The organism is Xanthomonas sp. SS (assembly GCF_014236835.1).
Lineage (GTDB): Bacteria > Pseudomonadota > Gammaproteobacteria > Xanthomonadales > Xanthomonadaceae > Xanthomonas_A.
Map to the genome: position 1 here is coordinate 4,516,151 of NZ_CP051190.1, position 11,872 is coordinate 4,528,022.

Genomic DNA, 11,872 nt, shown 5'->3' on the forward strand with positions numbered 1-11,872 from the left:
GGAAACGAGAATGGGGAATGGGCAGAGCGCCGCGCGGTGGGAATGGCAGTAGAGCCCCATTCCCGATTCCCCATTCCCGACTCCCGGCTCTCAGAAATCGAACACATACTCCGCAGCCACCTCGCGCCCGATCGCGTCGTACAGCGTGGTGTTGTAGAACTGGTAGCCGTAGTAGCGTTCCTTGTTGTCGTAGCCGGTGGTGTTGAGCACGTTGTTGACGTACAGGTTCACCTTCATCTTCGGGGTGATGCGGTAGCCGGCGGTGAGGTTCCAGTACACCGCGGGGCCGACGCGGCCGAAGTAGCGGGTGGTGCTGTCGCCGAAGTGCGGGTTGGCACTGTCGGTGACCAGGCACTCGTCCGACGGGCTCGGCTGGTAGCCGTCGTCGAAGCGCGTGCAGGTGCCCCAGTTCACCGCCTGGGTGGAGCCGAAGCGCTTGGCGTAGACGGTCAGGTCCAGCGGGCCGCCGTTCTCCCAGTGCACGCTGCCGCGCAGCTTGCTGCGGATCTTCTGGTCGCGCAGGTTCTTGTAGTCGTCGGTGCGGTAGGTCTGCTCGCGATAGCTGATCAGGTTGTTGTAGTCCAGGCCGACACTGAAGTTGCCCCAGCGCGCGGTGTTCACCCGGTACTTCAGCGAGGCATCGACGCCGGAGACCTGCATCTGCGCGATGTTGATCGGGCCCTGCTCGATGCCGGTCACGCGGCCGGCCGCATCGCGCGTCACCCGCGAGACGATGCGCGCGCAGTATTCGGCACCGCCCGGGTTGACCCACAGCCCGCCGGCGGTGGTCAGGCCGGTACGGCAGCCCGCTTCGGCGGTCAGGATCTCGTCGCGATTGATGTCCTTGATCATGTCCTGCAGCCGGATCCTGTAGTAGTCGACGGTCAGCGACAGGCCATCTGCGATGTCCCACACGAAGCCAGCGGTGGCCGAGCGCCCGTGCTCCGATTCCAGGTCCGGGGTGCCGCGGCGGTTGACCTGCATCAGGTAGTAGACGTCGGCGTTCTCGGCGCTGCAGCCGCCGGTCAGGTAGTAGCCCTGCTGGATGCAGCGGTACTGGTCGATCACGGTCTGCTGGGTGGAACTGGGTTCGCCGAGCACGTAGTGCATGTCCGGGGCGCGGAAGCTGGTGGCCAGGCTGCCGCGCAGCAGCAGCGTGCTCAGCGGGCGCCACTCCAGGCCGGTGCTCCAGGTGGTGTCGCTCTGCTTGCCGATCGCCGAACCGAGGTCGCTGTTGTACGACTTGTAGTCGCCGTAGCGGTCGTGGCGCGCGGCGAGGCTGGCGTTGAGCGAGGGCAGCAGCGGCACGTCGAACTCGATGCCGCCGGAATAGCGCAGGCGCTCGCCGCCGCCGTAATCGACCACGTCCAGCGGATAGCAGGTGTTGGCGCAGGGATCGGGATCGAGCCGGTAGCCCTGCTTGGCCACCTCGCCGACCGCGGCGAACTTGATCGGCCCGGCCCAGCCCTGGAACAGTTCGCCGGTGATGTTGGCGCTGGCCTGGTTGACCCACGAATCGGCCTGGTTGTGCGCCTTCACCGCCAGGTCGTTGTACTGCGCGCCGCTGAGCGGCTGGTACCAGCGCTCCTCGTTGAGATCGTAGATCCGGGTGCCGTCGGCGGTGCTGCCCAGTTGCGGCCCGAGGAAATAATCGGTGGCCTTCTGCGTGTCCACGGTGCGCACGTGTTCGTCGGTGGTGTAGCGCGCGCGGCCGAGCGCGATTTCCCAGTCGAAGCGATCGGCCAGGGTGCCTTTGAGCCCGGCGCTCAGATCCCAGGACAGTTCCTTGGTGGTGTTGGCCAGGTTCTTCCAGCCGCCGGATTCGTAGCGGGTCAGCTGGCGGATCGCGTACAGGTTGCGGTCGGTCCCGGTGTCGTGGAACGGGCCCAGATAGACGTAGGGCGGATCGTAGGTCCAGTAGCCGATGCTCTTGTTCACCGACAGCGTGCTCCAGGCCTGCATGCCGTTGTCGAAATCGAAGGTGCCGTACAGATACGCCGAGCCGCTGTCGCCGCCGCTGGCGGCGAGCCAGTCGGCGTAGTCGTGGGCCATACCGCAATAGCCGCCGAGATTGGTGAGCGTATCGCTGTTGTAGTCGTAGCTCAGCCGCTGCGAATCGACGAACTGGCCGCCGAAGCGCGCGCAGGTGCCGCTGGGCGGGGCCAGGCGCTGATTGGTGTCGGCGTCGAGCAGGGTCAGGCCGGTGTAGGAATTGAAGCCGTACTTGCGCGCCTGCGCGGTCCAGTTGCTGTAGGACTCGTCGTCCTGGTCGTCCATCTTCGGACGCTCGCCGACCGACAGCGGATCGCGCCGCGTCCACTGCAGCGCGTAGGTCAGGTTCCACCTGTCGCCGCTGGTGCCGCCGACCCAGGACAGGTCGAACACGTCGCGGCCGCCTTCGGTGGCGGTGCCGCCGCGCAGCCGCACCTGGTTGCCCTGGTAGCCCTTCTTCAGGATCACGTTGATCACGCCGGCCACCGCATCGGAGCCGTAGATCGCCGAGGCGCCGCCGGTGAGGATTTCGATCCGCTCCACCGCGGCGGACGGGATGCTGCTGTAGTTGGCGAAGTTGCTCTCGCCCGCGTAGGGCTGCGGGTAATCGGCGACGCGGTAGCCGTTGACCAGCAGCAGGGTGCGGCCCGGGCCGAGGTCACGCAGGCTCACCGGCGAGGCGTTGGGCGTGTGCGAGCCGTACTTGGTATCGGCCTCGACGCCGCCCTGCTGGTTCAGCGTATTGAGCACGTCGTACACGGTGAGGAAGCCTTCCTGCTGGATCTGCTGCGCACTGATCACCACCACCGGTTCGGCGCCTTCCACTTCCGAGCGCTTGATCCGCGATCCGGTGACCACGACCTGGCCCAGGTCGGTGGCGGCGGCCTTGGGTGCGGCATCGCTTGCGGCGTCCTGCGCCAGCGCGTCGGGCGCGCCATGCAGCGCCAGCACGATGCCGAACGCGAGAGTGGTGAGGTGATGACGAGGCATGCGGATCTCCCTGCTGCAGGCTAGCGCGGAAACGCCGACGGACGCCGGCGCGACGTTGCGCGTCTTCGTTCCGCCACCACACGAGGTATCCCGTGTCGTTGCCCACGGCGCAGCCGCGCGCGTGCGATGGCATGCGCTGCGTTGCGCCGCATCGGCGCGCAGAAGGAAGACGAGCGTGCGAGCGCGTATATCCCCTGACGTGCTCGCGGACTTAACCTGCAGTGCGGCGACAACGTTGTCAACACGTCGCCACAGGGATCTTGTAGACGATGCCACTTTATGCGCGATTCGTTGCGCAACGCGTCGATTTGCGCAGAGTCCGCATCGCATCTCCGTGGCGGCGACGGCGCCTGAATACATTGCAAGACACCGCCTTGCTGCGGACGTCCGGCCATCGATGCAAGACCTATTGCGGTACGGCGCAGGCAGCGGTGCCGGCTTCGCGCTTCGTCAAAAACGCGGCAAGGCCGGATGCGGCCGCGTCCAGGCGAGCGATGCCGCGCTGGCGCCTTTTTTTCTGCCGGGCATTTGCAGCTTTTGCAGCGAGGCTTGGCGATCTCGGGCAATCGAGCCGACCGGCGCTGAAGGCAATGCTTGTCGCGGCTGAAGCCGCATGCACACGGCATCGTCTCTGCCGCTAGCTGCCCACCGCCTCGCGCCGGCCGCTGGCATACGGGCCGTGCATGGCCAGCACGCGATCGGATTCGTCACTGTTATCCAGCACCACGATGCGATACCGCGCGCCGCCCGGCTCGACCCGCACCACCACGTGCCCGTTGAGGCTGGTCATCTCGCGCACGCGCTTGTTGGCGATGATGTTCTCCGGCTTCATCGCGGTGGCGTAGATATCGCGCGGGCCGGGATACAGGCGCTGGCTGAGCATGTTCTCCAGCGGCGTGATCGACGGATGCGCCGAATCGTTACTCAGGATCACGAAGGCGCGCGGGCGCAGCGCACGCACGCACGCCGGCCCCATCGCATCGGCATACGCATGGTGGTTGGCGACGGCCACGTCGACCGGCCCGGCGATCTGCGCCGCTGGCGTTTCCACGTCGCGCCAAGGGTCGTCACCGTAGTAGTTGGTGGTATTGCTGACGTCGCCACCGCTGTAGTACTTGAACGCGCCGTAGTCCATGCGCAACGCCAGCGAGCACTGGTTCTCGGTCGGCACCGCTCCGGGCGGAAACAGGTTGCGGGTGCGTTCGCCCTCGCCGGTCCACACTTCGCCGTTGACCATCAGGTTGCGCACGGCGAAGTCGGGATATGCGGCGGGTTTACGGCGCAGCCGCAGTTGATCGCCAGCCCCAGCGCGGAAGCGCTCGACCACTGCGCCGCGTGCGCGCTCGGCCTGAATGAAGGCGCGGTAATTGAGCTGGTTCGGGTCGTCCAGCGGCGCGGGGAAGTCGTAGTCGGGATAGCCGCGATCCAGATAGCGGCGGATCGGCACGATCTGCGCCACGTCGATCAGGCCGGTCAGCGCGTACTTGCCGTTGCTGGCCATCGGCGTGTCCGGCAGGCGCTCGCCCATGTGATCGCGGTGGAAATGGGTCAGCACGAAATCGTCGATCTCGTGGCGGCCGGCCTGCGCCAGGTGGCGTCGCGCATAGCGCCCCACCCATTCGCCGGCGCGCCGCGAATCGTTGGGACGCTCGTCGATCAGGTATTTGTCCAGACCGTCGATCGCGCCGGCGTCGATCATCATCGAGGTGCCGTCCGGGCACACGATCAGGGTGGCGTTGCCGCGGCCGGTGCCGATGTGGTGGATATCGAGCATGCCGGGCGTCCAGCCGCTCAGCGGCTCGCGCAGCTGATCGGCGGATGCGGCCGCCGCGGCGGAAGCCTGCGCCCAGGCAGGCATCGGCAGCATGCCCGCGGCAAGCGTGGTGCCAAGGCCGCCGAGGAAGCGGCGGCGGGTGATATTCATGGAATGCATGCGTGTGTCCTTTGGGCGGAACCGGAGGCCGGTACGACGCGTTGCCGTGCGTGCGCCGTCGACGCTGGCGCACGCACGGCATCGCCAGTGGCGCGCTACCAGGCCCACTGCAGCGAGGCAACGTAGCTGCGGCCGAAAATCGGCCGCCCGACCGTGGCGTCGGCCTGCACCAGATCGCCGGACACGCCCGGCGCGCGCGCATTGCCTTCGGTCAGGCCATGCGAATCGGTCACGTTGGTGCACAGCAGCTGCGCGCTGAAGTTGGCGTCGAGTTGCAGGTGCACGCCGACATCGAGCGTTCGGTAGGCCGGCAGCACGCTGGCGTTGGTGAAGTCCTGGAAGCGCCGGCCGATGCCGAACCAGGTGGCATAGACGCGTGTCTCCACCTCGCCGGCCTGGAAGCGATAGCTCGGCTGCAACGACCAGCTGTACTTGGGCACGCGCGGGATCTCGTTGTCGACCAGGCTGGCGCCGGACAGGCCGCTGAAGGTGTCGGCACCGCTGATGCGCGGATCCTGCACGGTGACCGAGCCGGCGATCTCGAACGCGTCGGTCGGCCGCCAGGTGCCTTCCAGCTCCACGCCCTTGGTGCGCGTGTCGAGCATCAGCGGCACGTTGACCAGCAGGCCGCTGGCATTGGCGACATAGGTGCTGGAATTGAGGTTCTTGAAGTCGCTGTAGAACCCGATCAGCACCAGGTCCAGCGGCCGCGAACCGTACTTCAGGCCGATCTCCGCCTGGCGGATCGGCGTCACCGGCGTGGCACTGCCGTCGGGCATGCGCCCGCCGACGCCGTTCACCACATTGCCCCATTGCTCGCTCAGGCGCGGGAAACTGAAGCTCTCGGTATAGCGCGCGAATGCATTGAACGGCTCGGAAAATTTGTAGGACGTGCCCAGCGTCCACGAGGTGCCGGCCATGTTCTTCTCGTAGGGCACGCTGCCGACCAGACCGGTGACGCTGCGTGCGGCAAGCGGGCCGCTGCTGGCGATGGTCTGGGTGCCGATCACGCCACGGTTGCCTTGCTCGCGGCGCCATACCCGGCGCAGGCCGGCATCCACTTCCCAGGCATCGGCCAGCTTCCAGGTATCGGCCGCGTACAGCGCGGTGGCGGTGCCGTGGCTGTCGCCGATCAGGTCGCCGCTGCCATAGGACGTGAAGCCGTTCTCGGTGACGTTGCCGAGCACCTGCCCGGCGGCGTTCAAGGCCTGGATGTCGAGCGCGTCGGGATTAGTCTTGACGTCGGTCAGCAGCGCATTGCCGAGCTGCTGTTGCTGCAGGTCGAAACGGCTGAAGCTCAGCCCCAGCGACACGTCGTGGCTGCCGCCGCCGGCGGTATCGAACAGCCGGCCCAGGCGCAGGTCGTTGACGAAGTCGCTGTAGTGGGTCTGGGTGCTCGACCAGGTGTTGATCATGGTCAGCCCGGCGGTGGAGGCCGGATCGAACGGCGTGTTGGTCCCAGCCAGCACGTAGCGCAGCGCCGCGGTGCCCGGGAACGCGGCGCGCGCGGCGGCCAGGCGGCCGCTCAGGGTACTGGCCGCATCCACCGGAGACCCGTTGAGCAGCGCATTGAAGCCGACGTCGCCATCGACGTAGCGGGCCTTGTCGCTGAGCCGCCAGCCGTTGGCGAACTCGGTCTCGCCGCCCACGGTCAGAGTCCGCGTGACCGGATGCACGCCATCGGCCAGGTCGCGCGTCTGCACGCGGTTGCCACCCTTTCCGTCCAGGGTGCGGATGCTGACGTTGCGGAAGCTGTCGCTGTTGAGCGTGCCGGTGCCCGGATCGATCAGGTCGCCCAGCGAATTGCCGTTGCGCGGGTCGGACAACGGGATCGCGCTGTAGAACACCCCGCGGTCGTTGAGGTATTTGAAGTCGGCGAAGATCTTGCCGAAGTCGAACTTGTAGGTGCCGCCGAGCTTGATCTGGCCGCCCTGGTTGCCGTCGCCGAAGCCCGGATCGCGCAGGCCGTCGCTCTGTCGGTAGAAGCCGCTGACCGCATACAGCAGATTGTCGTTGCCCTTGACCGGCCCGGAGGCGGTGGCGTCCATGCGGCCCAGTGCGTTCGACCCGCCGGTCAGCTTTACCGCGCCCTTGGCGATGTCGGTGCCGTGGTTGGTGATGAAGTTGAGCACGCCGCCGGAGGCGTTGTTGCTGTAGATCGGCGCGGTCCCGCCGCGCACGACTTCCGCGCCGGTGGTGCCCAGGTCCAGCCGGTACACCTCGTCGATCTGCAGCTGGCGCTCGTAGTTGGACTCGAACAGCGGCAGGCCGTCCTCGAGCACGTCGAGCAGGCGGAAACCCGACCACGGCAGACCGCGGATCACCACGTTCTCGCCGCCGGCCTCGCCACCGGAATTCTCCACGGTGACGCCGGGCACCGAGCGCAGCATGTCGACCATGCTGCGCGGCGCCTGGCGCGCGATCGCTTCGGCGCCGATCGTGGAAATGGCGTACGGGGCTAGGAACTTCGGCTGCTGGGTGGCGGTGCCGGTGACCACGATCTGGTCCAGGTCGATCGCTTCGGCCGCGGCCGGCGCCGCACTCGCCTGTGCTGCGTCGGCATTGGCATCGGCGCTGGCGGACTGCACGATCACCGTGTCCCCGTCCAGGCGGAAGCCCAGGTCGGTGCCGCGCAGCAGGTGCGCCAGCGCTTGCCGTGCATCGCCGGCGACGCTGCCGCCGGGGCTGCGCTTGCCGCGCAGCAGGCTCGGGTCGGCGATCACCTGCAGGCCGGTGGCGCGCGAGAACGCATTCAGGGTGTCGCCCAGATCGCCGGGCGGCAGCACCGCCGCGGCGCCGGACGCGGCAGCCGGGGCGGGCTGTGCGGCGAGCGGCGCCGCCGCCACGGCGACCGCAAGTGCCACGGCCAACGCGGTGACCGGAGGGAAGCGGGAAGAACAACGGAACGGGATACGGGGCGGCATGAGCGTCGTCTGTCTGGTTGCCAACGTGGCGTGGCGAACATCCAAGACGACGCACAGCGACGATCCTGACAAGCAATCGCCATGAAATTTTTATGACGCGTCGCAATGCGGGTTGCGACCGACGTCTTATCCCGGAAATTCGCTGCCTACCTGGGAGCGGCACCGCCCGCGGCAGCAAGCGTAGCGGCGTCTACTGGTGAACGGCGGTGTCGCCGGTCAGCGTGATGCCCGTTGCCGTGCGCTGGATCCGCAGCGGATACAGCCGTGCCAGGTGCGCCAGGGTCTGCTCCGGCTGGTCCAGGCGGAAGCGCCCGGACACCTGCAGCGCGCCCACCGCCGGATCGGCGATGGCGATCGACTGCGGCGAGCGGCGGTTGAGCCGTTCCACCAGCCGCGACAGCGGGATGCCGGCGGTCTGCAGCCAGCCTTCGCGCCAGTCGCCGGCGTCCGGGTCGAAGCGGGCCAGCGCGCCCAGGCCATCGCCCACGGCGTCGATGCGCATGCCCTGGGCCAGCACCTGGCGTGCGCCGCGGCTGACGATCTCCACCCGTCCCGAGTACACCGACAGCTCGCTGGTGGCGCCATCACGCGCCAGGTTGAACACGGTCCCCAGCACCCGCACCCGGGCCGGGCCCAGGGCGACCTCGAACGGGCGCCGCGCGTCGTGGGCGACGTCGAAGAACACTTCGCCGGCCTCCAGCGCAACCTCGCGCCGGTGCGCACGCAGCTGCACGCGCACGCGGCTGGCGCCGTTGAGGGTGAGCACGCTGCCGTCGTCGAGCTTGAGCACGCGCACCTGTCCCGGCGCAGTGGCGGCCAGCAGCGGCGCCGGGTCCGGACGCAGCCATGGCCACGCCAGCACGGCCAGCAACGCCAGGCTGGCGGCCAGCGCCACCGCGGCCTGCCAGCGCCGCCGGTGCCGTAGCGGCGCTGCCGCGGGTGCCGATGCGGAGGCGGACAGCACCCGCGGCATCGCAGCCGGCGTATCGAAGCCAGCCAGCGCCTCCAGCAAGGCCGCATCGTGCGCCAGCGCCCACAGCGCATCGAACGCGGCGCGATGCGCCGGATCGGCGGCCAGCCAGCGCTGCAGGCCGGGCGGATCGGCGCCGTCGCCGGCAAGCTTGCGTGCCACCCAGTCCGCGGCGTCGCCGGGAGCCTGTGCGCGATCGCCGGGGGGCAAGGCCGGATCCCGGCTCATGCGTCGTCGTCCTGCGCCGGGCCGCGCTGCGCAGCGCGCACCGCGGCGCCGGCCGGCGGACGCGTGGCATCGGTCCGCGCCACCGCCTCCTGCAGCCAGCGCAGCCCGCGGCTGACGTGCTTTTCCACCGCGCCCTCGCTCAGGCCCAGCGCCTCGGCGATCTCGCGATAGCTCTGCCCGCGCACCCGGCAACGCACGAACACCTCGCGGCGCAGTGGCGGCATGCCCTGCAGCGCGCGGGCGAAGCTCTCCACGCGCTCGCGCTGCATCGCCGCCTCCTCCACGCCCACGGCCGGGCTGGGCACGTCGTCGCTGATCGATTCGGTGCGTTGGCGCTGGCGCCGGCGCAGATGGTCGTTGAGCAGGTTGAGCGCGATGGAGCGGGCCAGCGCCGCCATATCGGTGACCACATGCTCGCGCGCGTACACGACCAGGCGCAGGAAGGTCTCCTGCACCAGGTCCTCGGCCAGTGACCAGTCGCCGGTGCGCCGGAACAAAAACCGATGCAACGCCGGCCGGTGCTGGTCCAGCCGATGCTGATCGAGGTGGCAGACCGGTGTGACCATGGCTTCCCATGCATGGCGATGCGTGCGCAGCTTATAGCGCATCGGCATGCAACCGGCATGACCTGTGCGGCGCTGTCCTGCGCCGGCGCCACGCAAGCGCACAAAAAAAGAGCCCCGCATCGCTGCGGGGCTCCTTTCGATTGCGTACTGCAGGTCGGCTTGCGCCGGTGCGGATCAGAAATCCATACCGCCCATGCCACCCATGCCGCCGCCCATACCACCGCCACCGCCGGCCGGCTCGTCCTTCTTCGGCGCTTCGGCCACCATCGCTTCGGTGGTGATCATCAGGCCGGCGATCGACGCGGCGTTCTGCAGCGCCGAACGGGTCACCTTGGTCGGATCCAGGATGCCGAACTCGACCATGTCGCCGAACTCGCCGTTGGCGGCGTTGTAGCCGAAGTTGCCGGTGCCTTCCTTGACCCGGTTCAGGATCACCGACGGCTCTTCACCGGCGTTGGTGACGATCTCGCGCAGCGGCGCTTCCATCGCGCGCAGCGCGATCTGGATGCCGTGGGTCTGATCTTCGTTGGCACCCTTCAGCTCGCCGATCGCGGTCAGCGCGCGCACCAGGGCCACACCGCCGCCCGGGACCACGCCTTCTTCCACGGCCGCACGGGTCGCGTGCAGGGCGTCTTCGACGCGCGCCTTCTTTTCCTTCATCTCGATCTCGGTCGAAGCACCGACCTTGATCACCGCCACGCCGCCAGCCAGCTTGGCCACGCGCTCCTGCAGCTTCTCGCGGTCGTAGTCCGAAGAGGTCTCTTCGATCTGCGCCTTGATCTGCTTGATGCGCGACTCGATCGCCGAGCTGTCGCCAGCGCCGTCGATGATGGTGGTGTTCTCCTTGGAGACCTGCACCTTCTTGGCGCGGCCCAGGTCCTTGATGGTCGCCTTCTCCAGCGCCAGACCCACTTCCTCGGAGATCACGGTGCCGCCGGTCAGGGTGGCCATGTCTTCCAGCATCGCCTTGCGACGATCGCCGAAGCCCGGCGCCTTGACCGCGACGACCTTGACGATGCCGCGGATGGTGTTGACCACCAGGGTCGCCAGCGCTTCGCCTTCGACTTCCTCAGCCACGATCAGCAGCGGCTTGCCCGACTTGGCCACACCTTCCAGCACGGGCAGCAGGTCGCGCACGTTGGAGATCTTCTTGTCGTGCAGCAGGATGAACGGGTCGTCCAGGTCGGCCGACTGGCTCTGCTGGTTGTTGATGAAGTACGGCGACAGGTAGCCGCGGTCGAACTGCATGCCCTCGACCACGTCCAGCTCGTTGTCCAGGCCCGAGCCTTCTTCAACGGTGATGACGCCTTCCTTGCCGACCTTCTTCATCGCGTCGGCGATGATTTGACCGATCGACTCGTCGGAGTTGGCCGAGATGGTGCCGACCTGGGCGATCGCCTTGTCGTCGGCGGTGGGCTTGCTGATCTTCTTCAGCTCGACCACGGCGGCCTTGACGGCCTGGTCGATGCCGCGCTTGAGGTCCATCGGGTTCATGCCGGCGGCGACCGCCTTGGAACCTTCGCGGATCAGCGCCTGCGCCAGCACGGTGGCGGTGGTGGTGCCGTCGCCGGCGTTGTCGGAGGTCTTGGACGCGACTTCCTTCACCATCTGCGCGCCCATGTTCTCGAACTTGTCGGCCAGTTCGATTTCCTTGGCGACGGAGACGCCGTCCTTGGTGATGGTCGGCGCGCCGAAGCTCTTCTCGAGCACGACGTTGCGGCCCTTCGGGCCCAGGGTGGCCTTGACGGCATTGGCGAGAATGTTGACGCCGCGCACCATGCGCGAACGAGCGTCTTCACCGAAACGGATATCTTTGGCAGCCATGTGTGTAACTCCGGGATTCGTGATTGGGGATTGGGGATTCGCTAGAAGCGGGATTCGGGCCGATCAGGGATCGCGGCGCGGCAGGCGCGCTGCGAATCCCGAATCCGATTGCCGGATCCCGCTATCAGGGGGCTCTTAGCCCACGATCGCCAGGATGTCGTCTTCGCGCAGCACCTTGTACTCGACGCCTTCGGCCTTGTAGCTGGAGCCGGCGTACTGGCCGTAGATGACCTTGTCGCCGACCTTGACCGCCGGAGCGCGGACGCTGCCGTTGTCCAGCGGCTTGCCGCTGCCGATGGCGACGATCTCGCCCTTGGTGGACTTTTCCTTGGCCGAATCCGGGATCACGATGCCGCCGGCGGAAATTTCATCGGCTTCGATCGGCTTGACTACGACGCGGTCGTGAAGCGGCTTGATGCTCATTGAGAGAGACCCTCTTAAGTGA

7 protein-coding genes are annotated in these 11,872 nt (G+C 67.8%); all 7 read right to left on the bottom strand.

The window, feature by feature from the left end; genetic code table 11:
• Window positions 1–90: 90 nt before the first annotated feature.
• On the bottom strand, window positions 91–2,982 hold the full coding sequence (locus HEP74_RS19030) for a TonB-dependent receptor plug domain-containing protein (protein ID WP_255427798.1): 2,892 nt from the start codon (window positions 2,980–2,982) through the stop codon (window positions 91–93).
• A 637-nt stretch (window positions 2,983–3,619) separates the two neighbouring features.
• The gene (locus tag HEP74_RS19035) at window positions 3,620–4,906 is read right to left on the bottom strand and encodes a ComEC/Rec2 family competence protein (protein ID WP_255427799.1); all 1,287 of its coding nucleotides are present in this window, start codon (window positions 4,904–4,906) and stop codon (window positions 3,620–3,622) included.
• 104 nt (window positions 4,907–5,010) lie between these two features.
• Window positions 5,011–7,779, bottom strand: a complete 2,769-nt coding sequence (locus HEP74_RS19040; protein ID WP_185814194.1) for a TonB-dependent receptor — start codon at window positions 7,777–7,779, stop codon at window positions 5,011–5,013.
• A 250-nt stretch (window positions 7,780–8,029) separates the two neighbouring features.
• A complete protein-coding gene (locus tag HEP74_RS19045) occupies window positions 8,030–9,037 on the bottom strand; it encodes a FecR family protein (protein WP_185814195.1) in 1,008 nt (335 codons plus the stop codon).
• On the bottom strand, window positions 9,034–9,603 hold the full coding sequence (locus HEP74_RS19050; RefSeq protein WP_185814196.1) for an RNA polymerase sigma factor: 570 nt from the start codon (window positions 9,601–9,603) through the stop codon (window positions 9,034–9,036). Before HEP74_RS19050 ends, HEP74_RS19045 begins: the two co-directional genes overlap by 4 nt.
• Before the next feature lie 174 nt (window positions 9,604–9,777).
• Window positions 9,778–11,427: a chaperonin GroEL gene (gene groL, locus HEP74_RS19055; protein WP_185814197.1), complete on the bottom strand. Its 1,650-nt coding sequence runs from the start codon at window positions 11,425–11,427 to the stop codon at window positions 9,778–9,780.
• Window positions 11,428–11,562: 135 nt separating this feature from the next.
• The gene (locus HEP74_RS19060) at window positions 11,563–11,850 is read right to left on the bottom strand and encodes a co-chaperone GroES (protein WP_003470504.1); all 288 of its coding nucleotides are present in this window, start codon (window positions 11,848–11,850) and stop codon (window positions 11,563–11,565) included.
• Between the last annotated feature and the right edge of the window lie 22 nt (window positions 11,851–11,872).

Excerpts from the sequence above, each read along its gene's own strand:
- HEP74_RS19030 (WP_255427798.1), bottom strand. The coding sequence starts at position 2,982 with ATGCCTCGTCATCACCTCACCACTCTCGCGTTCGGCATCGTGCTGGCG.
- HEP74_RS19035 (WP_255427799.1), bottom strand. The coding sequence starts at position 4,906 with ATGAATATCACCCGCCGCCGCTTCCTCGGCGGCCTTGGCACCACGCTT.
- HEP74_RS19045 (WP_185814195.1), bottom strand. The coding sequence starts at position 9,037 with ATGAGCCGGGATCCGGCCTTGCCCCCCGGCGATCGCGCACAGGCTCCC.
- HEP74_RS19050 (WP_185814196.1), bottom strand. The coding sequence starts at position 9,603 with ATGGTCACACCGGTCTGCCACCTCGATCAGCATCGGCTGGACCAGCAC.
- groL (WP_185814197.1), bottom strand. The coding sequence starts at position 11,427 with ATGGCTGCCAAAGATATCCGTTTCGGTGAAGACGCTCGTTCGCGCATG.
- HEP74_RS19060 (WP_003470504.1), bottom strand. The coding sequence starts at position 11,850 with ATGAGCATCAAGCCGCTTCACGACCGCGTCGTAGTCAAGCCGATCGAA.